General features: G+C 61.9%; 13 protein-coding genes. 12 read left to right on the forward strand and 1 reads right to left on the reverse strand.

From position 1 onward, the window contains the following. Positions 1–51 precede the first annotated feature (51 nt). The 10 genes from CVV65_RS07785 (at position 52) to CVV65_RS07830 (ending at position 10,554) form a co-directional block, all read left to right on the forward strand. Positions 52–684, forward strand: a complete 633-nt coding sequence (locus CVV65_RS07785; protein ID WP_157935431.1) for a stalk domain-containing protein — start codon at positions 52–54, stop codon at positions 682–684. Between the two features lie 268 nt (positions 685–952). Continuing rightward, positions 953–1,738, forward strand: coding sequence for an enoyl-CoA hydratase/isomerase family protein (locus tag CVV65_RS07790; RefSeq protein ID WP_100667640.1), 786 nt, complete (start codon positions 953–955; stop codon positions 1,736–1,738). Between the two features lie 25 nt (positions 1,739–1,763). Further along, positions 1,764–3,122 carry an acyclic terpene utilization AtuA family protein gene (locus tag CVV65_RS07795; protein WP_232796773.1) on the forward strand — a complete coding sequence of 453 codons (1,359 nt, stop codon included), beginning with the start codon at positions 1,764–1,766 and terminating at the stop codon, positions 3,120–3,122. A gap of 3 nt (positions 3,123–3,125) precedes the next feature. Further along, a complete protein-coding gene (locus tag CVV65_RS07800) occupies positions 3,126–3,488 on the forward strand; it encodes an AtuA-related protein (RefSeq protein WP_100667642.1) in 363 nt (120 codons plus the stop codon). Further along, positions 3,475–3,909: a MaoC/PaaZ C-terminal domain-containing protein gene (locus CVV65_RS07805; protein ID WP_170085532.1), complete on the forward strand. Its 435-nt coding sequence runs from the start codon at positions 3,475–3,477 to the stop codon at positions 3,907–3,909. Before CVV65_RS07800 ends, CVV65_RS07805 begins: the two co-directional genes overlap by 14 nt. Positions 3,910–4,033: 124 nt before the next feature. Beyond that, positions 4,034–5,563: an acyl-CoA carboxylase subunit beta gene (locus tag CVV65_RS07810; protein ID WP_100667643.1), complete on the forward strand. Its 1,530-nt coding sequence runs from the start codon at positions 4,034–4,036 to the stop codon at positions 5,561–5,563. Between the two features lie 49 nt (positions 5,564–5,612). Continuing rightward, complete coding sequence (locus tag CVV65_RS07815) at positions 5,613–6,407, forward strand: class I adenylate-forming enzyme family protein (RefSeq protein ID WP_198592167.1); 795 nt, start codon at positions 5,613–5,615, stop codon at positions 6,405–6,407. Position 6,408: 1 nt separating this feature from the next. Next, positions 6,409–7,995 carry an AMP-binding protein gene (locus tag CVV65_RS07820; RefSeq protein ID WP_100667645.1) on the forward strand — a complete coding sequence of 529 codons (1,587 nt, stop codon included), beginning with the start codon at positions 6,409–6,411 and terminating at the stop codon, positions 7,993–7,995. 232 nt (positions 7,996–8,227) lie between these two features. After that, positions 8,228–9,385, forward strand: coding sequence for an acyl-CoA dehydrogenase family protein (locus CVV65_RS07825; protein ID WP_232796734.1), 1,158 nt, complete (start codon positions 8,228–8,230; stop codon positions 9,383–9,385). Positions 9,386–9,408: 23 nt separating this feature from the next. Further along, positions 9,409–10,554 carry an acyl-CoA dehydrogenase family protein gene (locus tag CVV65_RS07830; RefSeq protein ID WP_100669298.1) on the forward strand — a complete coding sequence of 382 codons (1,146 nt, stop codon included), beginning with the start codon at positions 9,409–9,411 and terminating at the stop codon, positions 10,552–10,554. On the opposite strand, the gene CVV65_RS07835 is transcribed toward CVV65_RS07830, so the two are convergent. Continuing rightward, positions 10,514–11,932: an RluA family pseudouridine synthase gene (locus tag CVV65_RS07835; RefSeq protein ID WP_133121257.1), complete on the reverse strand. Its 1,419-nt coding sequence runs from the start codon at positions 11,930–11,932 to the stop codon at positions 10,514–10,516. The genes CVV65_RS07830 and CVV65_RS07835 overlap by 41 nt on opposite strands. Positions 11,933–12,398: 466 nt before the next feature. On the opposite strand from CVV65_RS07835, the gene aroC reads away from it, so the two are divergent. Together aroC and aroB are read left to right on the forward strand one after the other, a co-directional pair. Continuing rightward, a complete protein-coding gene (aroC, locus tag CVV65_RS07840) occupies positions 12,399–13,559 on the forward strand; it encodes a chorismate synthase (protein ID WP_100667647.1) in 1,161 nt (386 codons plus the stop codon). After that, positions 13,556–14,689 carry a 3-dehydroquinate synthase gene (gene aroB / locus CVV65_RS07845; RefSeq protein WP_100667648.1) on the forward strand — a complete coding sequence of 378 codons (1,134 nt, stop codon included), beginning with the start codon at positions 13,556–13,558 and terminating at the stop codon, positions 14,687–14,689. Before aroC ends, aroB begins: the two co-directional genes overlap by 4 nt. The last annotated feature ends 74 nt before the right edge of the window (positions 14,690–14,763 follow it).

Consider the following 14,763-nt stretch of genomic DNA (forward strand, 5'->3'; position numbering starts at 1 on the left):
CCACTGTATACTAGAGCTGTACCTACACGAAATATGGAGTGTGATGTCGGAATGAATCGAAAACTCATCCTTTTAAGTTTCACCTTGTTTGTCGGGAGCAGTGTGTCTACAGGTGCGGCTCTGGCGGGATCAGGCGTACATATCATCGTCAATCACCGAGTGCTCTCTCCATCCGTGTCTCCCCAGATGGTGGATGGGCGGGTGGTGGCCCCGGTCCGGGATGTCGCCGAGGTGCTCGGCGCCACCGTCACCTGGGACGACCAAACCCAGACTGTCCGCCTCGACGCTCCTCAATCCGATGCGTCGAACCGTAGGATCGCTCTCCTCGAACAAGCCCTGGCGCCCGACACTGCGGAGCAGGCCGTGCAAACCTGGGCGAGGGGGGTACAAACCCGAAACGGCGCCCTGCAATATGCTGTTCTGGCCCCGGCCCTGAGAGAGCAGAGAAAAGCTGAATTCGAACAGGTGGGTTGGGTCACCGGCGTCTCCAGCCCCTGGGTGAAGGAGTTCCGCATCGACCAAGGTACACAAAACGCAGATGGCACCCGGACCTTCCCCGTTCAATTTGACTGGCGCACCTCGGTGGACATTCAAAACCCCGTTGACTGGAGTAAAATCCCTTCGATCCCGGTGACGGTGCAGCAGGTGGACCAACACTGGTATGTCGTCAACGCACCGAGGTAACGGCAAACGGGTCGGGCGGCCGCCGGCGGGAGCGGGACAGTGCGGCCGCACACTGTACCGGTTGCTCACTGTATGACCTTGTGTCCGAATAACTGAACATATGTGTAATTATCGTACATATTGACTAAGATTTCGACGTCCGTGAGGCTTCGATGATGTTGCAGCCTTCCCCGGGCCATCGACCTTGACCGGATTTTTCGGTCCCGGCGGAGGTTGGCATAGAACTTGCTTTCTCTGATCGCATTGAAAGGGCAGAGGGGGGAGTGAATTGGACAATCAATCGATCCTTGCGGAGGTCAAAGACCGGGTGGCGGTCATCCGGCTGAATAAACCGGAGATGCGAAATGCCCTGACGGAGGACCTCACCCGGGAGCTGATCGACGCTATCCGCCGGATGGACGAAGATCCCGACGTGGGTGCCATGGTCCTGACGGGCATGGGTAAAGCGTTCTGCGCCGGCGGAGATTTGAACGAATTCAAGACGAATCTCGACAAATCGGCTCCTCAGTTGTACGAAGAAGGCCTGTGGTCCACCGAGTTGTTCAAACTGGGGGCGGTGGTGCGGACCCCGCTGATCGCCGCAGTGAACGGTCCGGCTTTGGGGGGCGGATGCGGGTTGGTAGCTATGTGCCACATCGCCTTGGCCTCGGACCGGGCGGCGCTGGGGACCACCGAGCTCAGGCTCGGTCTGGTGCCCTATGTGATTCTACCGTGGGTCCGGCGGGCGGTGGGCCATCGCAAAGCTTTGGAGATGATGCTGTCCGCGGAGGTGTTGACAGCCGAACAGGCCGAGCGGATCGGCCTCGTGCACCGGGTGGTCCCCCACGATCAACTGGAAGAAGAAGCGCTGACCTTGGCCCGGCGGATTGCTTCCCTGAGCCCTCTGGCCGTGCGGCTGGGGTTGGATGCCTTTTACACCACCGAGCAGATCGACTTGCTGAAATCTTTTGATGTGCTCAGCACCCAGCGCATTGTCTCGTTCCTCAGTGAGGATCTGAGGGAAGGAGCGACGGCTTTTCTCGAGCGCCGGCCTCCCGAGTGGAAGGGCCGGTAAGAGAAGGGAGGGGACGCCGGTGAAAATGGTGCGGATCGGCGCGGCGGAAGGGTTTTACGGCGACGCGGTGGAGCCGTCGGTGGATATTGCGAAAAACGGGGATGTTCAGTATCTCTGTTTTGATTGTCTGGCGGAACTCACCATGGCCATTCTCGTCAAGGACAAGCAAAAAGATCCCTCGAAAGGGTGGTGCAAGGACATCACCCTCTACATGAACGCCCTTCTTCCCTATGTCCAGTCAAGGGGCATCAAGATCCTGACGAACGCGGGGGGCATCCATCCTGAAGGCGCGGCCCAGGAGGTCATCCGGGTGGCCCGGGAAAAGGGGGTCACGGGGATCCGGGTGGCGGTGGTCACCGGCGACAACCTGATCGATCGCATCGACGAACTGCGGACCGCCGGGGTGTCCCTGGATCACATGGATACCGGGGCCGCTCTAGAGACGGTGCGCGACCGGCTGCTTTTCGCCAACGCCTACCTCGGGGTGCGGCCCATCGTTCGGGCGCTGCAGATGGGGGCGGACATCGTGATCACGGGACGCACCACGGATACGGCCCAGTTTCTCGCCCCCCTCGTCTATGAATTCGGATGGAAGGAGGACGAGTGGGACGCGCTGGCCCAGGGGATCCTCATGGGCCATCTCATGGAATGCTCCGCCCAGTCCACAGGGGGGAATTTTAGCGGCAAATGGTGGGAGATTCCCGACATGGACCGGATCGGCTATCCCATTGCCGAGGTGCGGGAAGACGGGGAGTTCGTGCTGACCAAGACTCCCACCAGCGGGGGCCGGGTGAGCGTGGATACGGTCAAAGAGCAGATGCTTTACGAGATTCACGACCCCGCCGCCTATGTCACGCCGGATGTGGTGGCGGATTTCACCACCGCCCGGCTGGAGACTGACGGTGAGGACCGGGTGCGGGTGGCCGGGGCCACCGGGCGTCCCCGGCCGGAGACGCTCAAGGTGGTGATGGGTTACCGGGACGGCTATATGGGCCAGGCGATTCTCGGGTACTCCTGGCCGGATGCCCTGAGAAAGGCCCGAAAAGCCGAGGAGATCATCCGCAAACAGATCGAGCGCCGGGGTCTGACCTATGATGAAGTGCGGGCGGATTACCTGGGGTACAACTCCCTTCACGGCCCGACAGTCCCTGAACCCAAAGAAGAATTGAACGAAGTGTACCTGCGCATGGCGGTGCGGGCAAAGACCCTGAGGGACGCGGCGCAGTTTGGGCGGCTGTTTCCACCCCTCGGCCTCGATGGACCGCCTTCGGTGGCGGGCCTCGGGGGCATGATGCCGCCCCGGGAGCTTCTCGGGATGTGGTCTTGTCTTGTACCCCGGAACCTGGTGGAAGACCGGGTGGAGATCCGTATCGAGGAGGTGTGACAGATGGCCCGGGTGAGGCTGAGAGCTGTCTCCCAGGTGCGGTGTGGAGATAAGGGCAACACCGTCAATATTGCGCTATTTGCGCCGAGTGAATCTCTGTATCGCGTCTTTCTCCGGGAAGTGACTCCCGAGCGAGTCAAAGCGCATTTTCGCGGGTGGATCGAGGGGGAGGTAATCCGTTACGAAGTGCCCAACCTCTTGGCTCTGAATTTTGTGTGCCGGGAGGCTCTGGGCGGCGGGGGGGCGGGGTCGATTCGGGTGGACAATCTCGGCAAGTGTTTTGGCACGAACCTCCAGCGGATGGAGATTGAGGTGGAAGACGAGATGCTGCAAGAGATCGGAGGGGTGGGGAATGGTGATCGATAAACCCTTTGATGCTTTCGAAATCGGGGAGCGCTTTGTGTCCCGGGCCCGGACGATTACCGAGGCGGATCTGGTGATGTTTGCGGCCTTTACGGGAGATTGGTATCCCCTGCACACCGATGTGGAATATGTGAAGCAGACGCCTTTCAAGCAGCGCATCGCCCACGGCATGCTCGTGTTGTCGGTGGCCACGGGCTTGGCGAGGCTTGAGCCGGGTTGGGTGGTGGCGTTTTATGGGATGGACCGGGTAAGATTCGTGAACCCGACCTTCATCGGGGACACGATCCACGTGGAAGCCGAAGTGGTGGAAAAAGAGGACAAAGGGGCGAGGGGCGGGGTGGTGACATTCCGGCAGGAGGTGAAAAAACAGACCGGGGACGTGGTGGCGAGCGCAGTGATGAAAGTGTTGGTGGCAAAAGGGTGACGATCATTGGGCCGGTGAACCCCCGGGTTCCGGGGGCGAGATGGATCCGGCTGATATCCCGTAGTATGCGGCGAGCTGGCAGGTGAGTTTTGCCGGCAAGATGGGAGGAGAAAGGAGCAAGGGCATGGGTGAACGGGAGCAGCGAGTGATTCGAGAGAGGCGGCGAATCCAGCGGGGCGGTCCCCCCAGGGGGCATCAGAAACAGGCCGAAGCGGGCAAAAAGTTTGTTCGGGATCGGCTAGCCCTGTTTTTCGACGACGGGGGGCCGTATACGGAGTTCGGTCAATTCGCCCGCTGGCCGGACGAAGAGCTGCCGGGGGATGGGGTGGTCACGGGAACCGGCCGGATCGACGGGCGGACCGTCTTTTTTGCCGCGAATGATTTTACTGTCAAGGCCGGGTCCATCGGCCGGTACCACGGGGAAAAACTGGTCCGCGCCCAGGAGGCGGCCCTGCGGGCGCGAAAGCCCATGTTATACTTGGTGGATTCTTCCGGGGCCCGGATCGATGAGACCGGTGGCCATCACGTGGATAAGGGCAGCGCGGGGAAGCTTTTTTATATGCACAGCATCATGTCTGGATCGGTGCCCCAGGTAGGCGTCCTCTACGGAACGTGTTTTGCGGGTACCGCGTACACTCCGGTGTTCACCGATCTTTTGGTGATGATGAGCGATTCGGCCATGGCCATTGCATCGCCCCGGATGGTCGAGATGGCGATCGGACAAAAGGTTGGACCTCGGGAACTCGGTGGAGCCCAGGTTCATCTGAAAAACGGATCGGCCCATTTTGTGGTGGACAGCGAAGAAGAGGCCGGGGTCTTGGTTCGGCGGATTTTTTCCTATCTTCCGGATTCGAGTGAAAATTCGCCTCCTCCAGGGGAGTTCCGGGAGCCGGCACTCGATCCGGCAGATATTGACGAGATCATTCCCGCCGACCCGAACCGCCCCTACGACGTACACCGCCTGATCGATGCTGTCGTGGACCAGGACAGTTTTCTTGAAGTCAAGGCCGGGTACGCCGATGAACTGGTGACGGGCTTTGCCCGCCTGGGGGGGCGGGTGATCGGGGTGGTGGCCAACCAGCCGGCGGTGAAAGGGGGGACGCTCTTTCCGGAGAGCTCGGATAAAGGGGCGGAATTCGTGTGGATGTGCGACGCTTATAACATCCCGCTCCTGTTTCTCGTCGACACCCCGGGATTCATGGTGGGAACGGCGGTGGAGAAAAATGCGATCCTCCGGCGGGGACGCAAGTTCATTTTTGCCACGTCCTGCGCCACGGTCCCCAGGATCTGCGTGGTGGTTCGCAAGGCCTACGGGGCGGGGATCTATGCCATGTCCGGGCCGGCCTACGATCCGGAGCTGACTTTGGCTCTGCCCTCGGCGGAGATCGCGGTCATGGGGCCCGAGGCGGCGATCAACGCGGTCTATTTCAATAAGTTGCAGGCCGTCGAAGACCCGGTTGAACGGGAGCGCTTAGTTGCTCGTCTGCGGGAGGAATACCGGGCGGGATATGACATTTTCAAACTGGCGGGGCAGATGGTGGTGGATGAACTGATCCCACCCCGGGAGTTGCGGAACGAGCTGTTGCGGTATTTTGAAATCTACACCGACAAGAAAATTTCACTGCCTCCCCGAAAACACGCGACAATTCTTTGAGACCGACGTAAAAACCAACCGGGGCCGAAGACGGAAAGGGGGGATGAAAATGCTAACAGTAGGCGGGGTACTGCACGATGCGGCCACGGAGTGGCCGGACAAGACCTTTTTATATTTCGGCGATGAAGCCATCTCCTACCGGGAGGTCGACGAGCGGTCCGACCGGGTGGCGGCCGGGCTGCTACAGTTTTCCGGATGTGAGGTTGCGAACCTGTACGGTCTCAGTGAGACCTCGGGGGCGTGTGTGCTGACCCGATTGGGAGATGGGGCGGAAAAGGTTGCAAAAAGCATCGGGGTGGCCATTGGGGATTTCCAGGCCCGGATCGTGGACGACGACGGCAATGAACTGCCCGAAGGCCAGGTCGGTGAATTGATGATCGGAGGGGCCTGTGTGGCCAAAGGATATTACGGGATGGAAGAGGAAACCCGCCAGGCGTTCCCGAGTCCGGGATGGGTGCGGACCGGTGACATGGCGTATGTCGATTCGGACGGGTACCTCTACGTCATGGGTCGCAAGAAAGAAATGTACGTTCAGGGCGGTTTTAATGTCTATCCGGTCGAGGTGGAAAATGTATTGACCTCTCACCCGGGCGTGTTGGTGGCAGCGGGGATTGGCGTACCGGATCCGGTGTTCGGTGAGGTGGGGCGGTATTACATTATACCAAAGCCGGGCATCGGTGTGGATGAGGAGGAATTGATAGGGTTTTGTCGGGAACGGCTGGCTGATTTTAAAGTACCCAAACAATTTGTCTTTGTAAGAGAGCTTCCCCTCACCCCGGCCGGAAAAGTTCACAAAGCCCTTCTCAAGGAGCAGTTCCTGAAAGAACACTCGGGAGGTGCGTGAGATGGACGCGGTATCGGTGGTCAATCGGGTGGCCCTGGGGGATATCCTGCGGCGGAGCGCCCGGCGGTTTCCGGACAAAGCGGCCCTGGTGGACGGGCAGACCCGGGTGACGTATCGGGAGTTGGACGAGAGGACCAACCAATTCGCCCATTATTTGTTGTCGTCCGGTCTGTCCCCCGGGGACCGGGTGGCGACGATTTGTCAGAATTCCCATCTCTTTGTGATGGCTTATTCGGGGATTCAAAAAGCGGGGATGGTGTGGGTGCCCATCAATCCCGGTCTCGGGCCGGAAGACCTTCGGTATATCCTGGAACACTCCGAAGCCCGGGTGGCGGTGGCAGATGATCTCATTCTTGCGGACCCCCGGCGGCGGGAGGCCATCGCCGGGAATGTGGAACGGCTGCTGGTGATTCCTTACGAGGGGTTGGACCCGGGCGGAGCGGGGATTTCCTTCGAGTCGACCCTGGACGGCCAGCCCGGCAAAGAACCGGACGTGGACATTGCGGACCGGGATCTGGCCCAGATCATGTACACCAGCGGCACCACCGGCCGGCCCAAAGGGGTCATGCATTCGCACCTGTCGGTGTTCGTGGCGACATTGAGCAATCTCGTAGAAATGGACGTGCGCCGGGACGATGTCGCCACGGCGATGATGCCGCTCTTCCACTGTGCCCAGCACGTCATGACCACAGGCTTTTTGCACATCGGCACCACCAACGTGATCATCCGGCGTTTCGATCCGGTGGGGTTTATGGAGGCGGTGCAGCGAGAGAGAATCACCTGGGTGTTTGCCCTGCCCATGATGTACCGGGCCTTGCTTGATCATCCGGAGCGCAATCGGTTTGACCTGTCATCCCTCCGTTATTGCCTGTACGCCATGGCGCCGATGGATGAGCGGACTCTCCGCCGGGCCATCGGAGAGTTGTGCCCGAATTTCGCCCTGGGAACGGGACAGACCGAGATCTACCCCGGCACGATGATTTTCGCGCCGGAAGAACAGCTCCGCCGGTTCGGCCCGTACTGGGGAGCGTCCACCATCATCAACGATACGGCGGTGATGGACGACGAGGGCCGAATTCTCGGGCCCGGACAGGTGGGGGAGGTGGTCCACCGCGGACCGAATGTGATGATGGGCTACTATAAACAGCCCGATGCCACGGAGGAAAGTCGAAAGTTCGGATGGCATCACACCGGGGATCTCGGCATGTGGGATCCCGACGGCCAGCTCATTTTTGTCGACCGCAAGAAAGACATGGTGAAAACCGGCGGGGAAAATGTACCGTCGATCAAGGTGGAGGCCGTTCTTTTGGCGCACCCCGGGGTGGCCAACGCCGCGGTGGTGGGTTTGCCCCACCCGAAATGGGCCGAGGCGGTAACAGCTTTTGTGGTGCGAAAGCCGGGGTCGCAGGTGACGGAAGAGGCACTCCTCGCCCACTGCCGGGAACATCTCGGTGGCTTCGAGGTGCCAAAAGTGATTCGCCTTGTGGACCAATTGCCGCTGACCACCACCGGTAAAGTGCAGAAGCACGTGCTGCGGGAACAGTATCGGGACCTGTACGCCGAAGGCCCGTCTCACGGGCAGGGGTGAGAACATCCTCATGAGAACTGGGCCATATGCCGGGTGCTGGTTGTGCGGTGGCACACCCGGGTGATGGGGGTGAAAGACTGTGGCGTCAATGGGAATCGGCCGATGGTTGACCCGGCGGGAGGAACTCAGCGGCGAAAAAGTGGCCATCGTGTGCGGGGATCACAGATGGAGCTGAAGAACATCCTGCGCCGGGGATGAGGTCACCCCGCCGCAGGGCAACGAGGAGAAGGAGATGGACAGGATGCCGTATCCGCCCTATTTTACAGAAGAACACGACCGGCTGCGGGAATCGGTGCGCCGATTTGTCGAAAAAGAAGTAAAACCTTATGTGGACCAATGGGAGGAGCAGGGGGAGTTCCCGAAGTCGATCCTGCGCCGCATGGGGGAACTCGGATTCCTGGGCCTGCGGTACCCCGAAGAGGTGGGCGGGCAAGGGGGAGATTATTTTTCCAGTATCGTCATGGCCGAAGAGTTGGCCCGGTGCGGAGCGGGAGGGTTCCCCATGGCTGTCGCCGTCCAGACGGAGATGGCGACGCCGCCGATCCTGCAGTTTGGAACCCCGGAGCAGAAAAAACAGTTTCTGGAGCCCGCCCTGCGGGGGGAGAAGCTGGCCTGCCTCGGCATCACCGAACCCGACCACGGTTCGGACGTGGCGGGGATCGAGACCCGGGCCCGCCGGGAGGGGGACGGTTGGGTGATCCGGGGGCGCAAACTGTTTATCACCAATGGCCCCCGGGCGGATTTTATCACATTAGTGGCCAGGACCTCGGATGAGCCTGGGTATCGGGGGATAAGTCTCTTCTTGGTGGAGATGGACCGGCCCGGGGTCTCGGTGGGTCGAAGGCTTGATAAAGTCGGCATGCGCTCCTCGGACACGGCGGAGTTGGTGTTCGACGATGTCTGGGTGCCGGCGGACCGTTTGCTGGGGGAGGAAGGAAAAGGCTTTTACCAGATCATGTGGGAGTTGCAGGGAGAGCGGATGATCGCCGCGGCCGGGGCCGTGGCCACCGCCCAGTACGCGTATGAGCTGGCGCTGGCCTATGCGAAGGAACGTAGGCAATTCGGCCGGCCCATAGCCGGGTTCCAGGTGGTGTCGCACCTTCTGGTGGAGATGGCGGTGGAGATCGAGGCCTGCCGGCAGTTGACCTATTCTGTCGCCTGGCGGTTTGCCCGGGGCGAGGTCCCGAGCAAGGAGATCTCCATGGCCAAACTGGCGGCCAGTCAGACAGCCTTTTGGGTGGTGGACCGGGCCCTGCAGATTTTCGGGGGCAATGGCTACATGGCCGAGTATCCCATCGAGCGCCTGTGGCGGGACGTGAGGCTGAATCGCATCGGGGCCGGAACGGACGAGATCATGAAAGAGATCATCAGCAAGGAAATGGGTCTGTGACGGCTGAACCGGAGGGATGGGAGATGGAGCACTGGCTGTTCACCAAGGAGCACGAGCAGTTCCGGCCGGCGGTCCGACGCTGGGTGGAAAAGGAAATCGCCCCCCGGGTGGAGGAGTGGGAGCGGGAGGGCCGGGTTCCCCGGGAGATGTACCGCCGGGCCGGGGAACTGGGGTATCTCGGGCTGAAGTTTCCGGAAGCGTACGGCGGCAGTGACGACCTGTTGGCCGACGCCATCTTCGTGGAGGAGATCGCCCGCTGCGGGTCCGGGGGCGTGGCGGCGGCTTTGACGGCGACGACGGGGATCGGGGCGACGCCTATTTGGCGGTTTGGAAATGAGGAACAGAAGCGCCGTTATCTGGTTCCGGCGATTCGGGGGGAGAAAATCGCCGCCTTGGGGATCACGGAACCCGAGGCGGGGTCGGATGTGGCCTCGATGCGCACCGTGGCCCGGCGGGAGGGGGATCACTATGTTTTGACCGGCAGCAAAATGTTCATCACCGGCGGGGCGTCGGCCGATTATGTGTGCGTGGCGGCAAAAACGGATCCCTCGGCGGGGCATCAGGGCGTGAGTATGTTCATCGTCGAGGCGGGGACGCCCGGATTTTCCGTCGGGCGGACGCTGAAAAAACTCGGCTGGCGGGCGTCAGACACGGCGGAGTTGGTCCTGGATGGGGTGCAGGTGCCCGCGGAGAACCTCATCGGCGAAGAAAACCAAGGATTTCGCTACATTATGATCAATTTTCAATGGGAGCGGATCATGTTGGCCCTCTCCAGCGTGGCGGCGGCGGAAAAAGCCCTGGAGGACGCCTTGCGCTACAGCCGCGAGCGTACCCAGTTCGGCAGGCCCATCGGCACGTTTCAGGCGCTGCGGCACAAAATGGTGGACATGGCGGTGGATATTGAAAAGGCCAGGAGCCTGACCTATCGGGCGCTTTATCTGTGCGCCCGGGGGGAGGATGTGACGGTGGCGGCCAGCATGGCCAAGGCCTACGCCGGGGAGATGGTCAACCGGGTGACGGACGCCGCCTTGCAGATCCACGGGGGCAACGGCTACATGATGGAATATCCCGCCCAGCGCTACTGGCGGGATGCGAGGATCATGTCCATCGGCGGGGGGACCACCCAGATTATGTATGAGATTTTGACCAAACGGCTGGGAATTGTGTGATCCCGGGCCTCCGTTCGTCGCTCTCCCCCGGGACGCTGGCCAGCCAGGGCCTCCAGGCCTCGGGAAAGGGGGCCGAAACTTCTGCCAGCCGGCCGTCCGAAGGGTGCGGAAAGACGATTCGGCGGGCGAAGAGCATCAGGGAAAGCCCGGGGTGGCGGCTGCGGTACCAGCGGTCGCCGAGAACCGGGTGGCCGAGGGCCGACAGGTGGACCCGGATTTGATGGGTGCGCCCGGTTTCGAGCTCCATCTCCACAAAGGTTACCCCCCGGGGGCTGTTCGGGGGAGAGGACTCGGGAACGGGCGACGTGGATCTGGACCCCATGGTTGGCCGGCCATCGGGGATGAAAACGGTTCTCAGGATCCGGGTCGCCGCGGGTTTTGCAGCTTGGGGGTTCCCGCCGGCCGATTCGGTTTGCCTGTTGGGTTCCTGACTCAAAGTTCCCCCGGCGCCAAGGCCTGAGCCAGGACCGGGCTCCTGGGCGGGGTCCCGGATGGATACGGGCACCGCTCGCGATCCGGCCTGGGGGGAAAGGTATCTTGACGCCGCCAAGAAACGTCCCGGCCGGCGGGGGTCCGGGGCGAGGGGGAGGTCGATGTACTCCGGCAGGTCCCGGGCGTCTCCTTCTACTAAAGCCGCATAGGTTCGATGAATGCGCCCCTCCCGCAGGGCCGCGTCCAGCCGGGCATGGACATGGGCGCTTTTGGCCACGAGAAGCACGCCGGCGGTGTCGCGGTCCAGTCGGTGCACCAAATGGGGGACCCAAGGAGGGCTGGCCTCCGCCCCCCATCGGCGAAGGAGGTCCGCCAAGGTAAGGGCGGGAACGCGACCCGCAAGGCCCGGTTTGTCCGGGAGGTGAACGGCGATCCCCGCGGGTTTATTCACGACAAGGAGCCACTCGTCTTCGTACAGGATCGGGACGGGGGGTGTCCCCGCCGGGAGCTGTGGTGTCCCAGTCGAGACTTGATGCGTCCCTGCTGAGACCTGGTTCCCGCCCGCGGGGGCGCCGGATGCCTTCGTGTGGATGCCGGACACCCCGGAAGGGCCGGGCGAGCCGCCCGGGACCCGGCGGACCGCCTCGCGCAAATCCACCTCCACCCGGTCCCCGGGCTTCATGGGCTTGGCGAGAAAACTCGGGCGTCCGTTGACCCGAATTTTGCGTTCCCGGGCCAACCGGCGGATCCGGCGGCCGGACAGCCCCGCCCGGCGCAAAACTTCTTCTAAAGTGTGGCCGCGGTCTTCAGGACCCGCGGTGTACCGGAATATGTTCGGGTGATCATTCCCGAGCATTGTGTGGCGGCAGCGATTCCCGCGGTAAAAACCGAAGAAGACCGGTCCGAGCTGCGGGTCGCGTGCCGCTTCCCTCCTTTGTGTTTGCACCTTTGACGTGGCGCCTCTGCGGGAAACCGGGTGGACGGGCGAATTCGTCTCCCGGCGCGGGCGTTTCTCCCCATGCACATAGGGTTTTCCCCAAAAAGAAGGAAACGACGGCGGCGATGAGCGACATCCAAAACGATGCGGTAAAAGTCCAGTCTAGCCCGTGTAGAAAGGCTCCGTCGACGAGGGTCGGGAAAAATGCGGACCGATGAGCGCCTGAACGCGTTCCCAGGCAAGTGCCGCAAAATCTCCGTTTGCTGCAAAAGATTCTGTAACGGATTATATACACGCCGGCGGCGCCAGGGCAACCCGGTGGCTGCCCTGCGGTTGCGTCCGATGTTTGTCCCGGACACTGGCGAGAGATAGGTCCTGGAGTGCCATTGCGGCCCTATGGAGCTCGACATATAATAAACGAGACGATGACGAGTTTGCGCGCCACCGCGCCGACGCGAAGGAGAGGATTTTGAGGATGCTGCGTTTTTTGACGGCGGGGGAATCCCACGGGCCGGAGCTCACGGCGATTGTTGAAGGGTTACCCAGCCGGCTGCCGATCCGGTCGGCGCTGATTGACGAACAATTGCGAAGACGTCAGCAAGGGCATGGCCGGGGGGGACGGATGCGCATTGAAAGCGACCGGGTGGAGATCACCAGTGGTCTGCGCTTCGGCCTGACCCTCGGCACGCCGCTGACGATGCGGATCCGAAACCGAGATTGGGAGAATTGGAAAACGAAAATGGCGGTGGAAGGGGATCCGCCCCCAGAGGCGAAACCCGTCACCAAACCCCGGCCCGGCCACGCGGATTTGGCCGGGGTGCTCAAATACAACCACGATGACGTGCGCAATGTGTTGGAGCGCTCCAGTGCCCGCAATACCGCAACGTTGGTGGCGGTGGGGTCGGTGGCCCGGCAATTGCTCGCGCCTTTTGGCATCCGGATTTTTAGCCATGTGGTGGAGATCGGCGGGGTGGAAGCCAAAAAGTTTCCGAAAACCCTGGAGCAGATTCCCGATGCGGCGGAGTCGTCCACAGTGCGGTGTGCCGACTCCGAGGCTGCGGAGAAGATGGTGGAGGCCATCGACCAAGCCCGGCGGGAGGGCAACACCCTGGGTGGCGTGTTTGAGGTGGTGGCTTTGGGAGTGCCCCCGGGGCTGGGGAGTTACGCCCACCCGGATCGGCGGTTGGATGGCCGTCTGGCTGGTGCACTGATGAGCATTCAGGCGATCAAAGGCGTCGAAGTGGGATTGGGATTTACGGCGGCCCGGCTGCCGGGGTCCGAGGTGCACGATGAGATCGGGTACGATCCGGAGAAGGGGTATACCCGGGACACCAACCACGCGGGGGGGATTGAGGGCGGGGTCAGCAATGGCCAACCCGTGGTGGTCCGGGCGGCGATGAAGCCGATCCCGACTTTGTACAAGCCTCTGCGGAGTGTGGATATTCACAGTAAAGAGTCGTTTCAAGCCAGTGTGGAGCGCTCGGACACCTGTGCCGTGCCGGCGGCTGCGGTGGTGGGCGAGGCGATGGTCGCCTGGGTGCTGGCCTTGTGCTTTCGGGAGAAGTTCTCCGGGGACTCTTTTGAAGAGGTCGAAGCCCAGTACCGCGCGTACATGGAGATGGTGAGTCGCCGATGAGCCTTTGGGATGACGTATGGGACGTGGTGTGGGTTGAGCTCGGGGACCGGCGGTACCCCATCGTGGTTGCGGACGGTGCCATGGACCAGGCGGGAAAATGGATGCGCGAGGTGGGGTTATCCCCGGGGTCGGTTCATCTCATTGTGACCGATGAAACGGTGGACCGGGCGGGATACGCCCGGCGGGTGGCCGCGGCTTTGACCGCCGAGGGGGTTCGGGTGGAGACGGCGGTCGTCCCCGCCGGGGAGCCGACAAAATCCTTGGAATGGGCATCCCGGTTGTGGGAGGCGGCCCTGGCGGCGGGATTGGACCGGCGGTCGGCCATCTGGGCCGTGGGAGGCGGGATGGTCGGGGATCTGGCGGGGTTTGTGGCTGCAACCTACATGCGGGGGATCGCTTTTGTCCAGGTGCCCACCACGTGGCTCGCCCACGATGCCGCGGTGGGGGGGAAAGTGGCGATCAATCTCCCCGAGGCGAAAAATGTGGTGGGTGCTTTTCACCAGCCCCGGCTGGTGCTTTACGATCCCACGGCCCTGGACAGTCTTTCCGCTCGGGATGTAGCCTCGGGATTGGCGGAAGTGGTGAAACACGCCTGCATCCGAGATGCCGAATTGTTTTATGAGCTGGCGGAGCGGGGGAAAGAGTTACTGCACCTTGCGGGTTCGGACCGTGGACGGCTCTTGGCCCGGTCTTGTGCGATTAAAGCCCGGGTGGTGGAAGAAGACGAGAAGGAGAGCGGCGTCCGGGCTCATTTGAATTTTGGCCACACGCTGGGGCACTCCCTGGAGACATTGGGAGATTACCGCCGTTATCGCCACGGTGAAGCGGTGGCGGTAGGCATGGTGTTTGCCGCCCTCCTGTCTGAGGAGTGGCTGGGAGCCCCACCCGGGACCGCCGAAAGGATTGCCTGTTTATTGGAAGAAATCGGCCTGCCCGTGAGGATCCCCGCTGAATTTACCGATGATGATCTGATCGGCCCCATGTACAAGGACAAGAAGATGATCGGGGGGCACTTGACTTTCGTCTTGCTAGAAACCCTGGGCCGGGCCCGGGCCGTGACCCGGATTCCGGAAGAGGCGGTGCGGAAGGTGCTGGACCGGCATCGGCGGCAGTTTCCCCCTCGGGGGTGAACCGGGATTTTTCCCGGGGTTGACGCGGTTTCCCGGGCGTAGTAGAATGCAACCAAGTTCAGGAGGTTCGTGAG

Origin of the sequence: Kyrpidia spormannii (genome assembly GCF_002804065.1) — a bacterium.
Lineage (GTDB): Bacteria > Bacillota > Bacilli > Kyrpidiales > Kyrpidiaceae > Kyrpidia > Kyrpidia spormannii.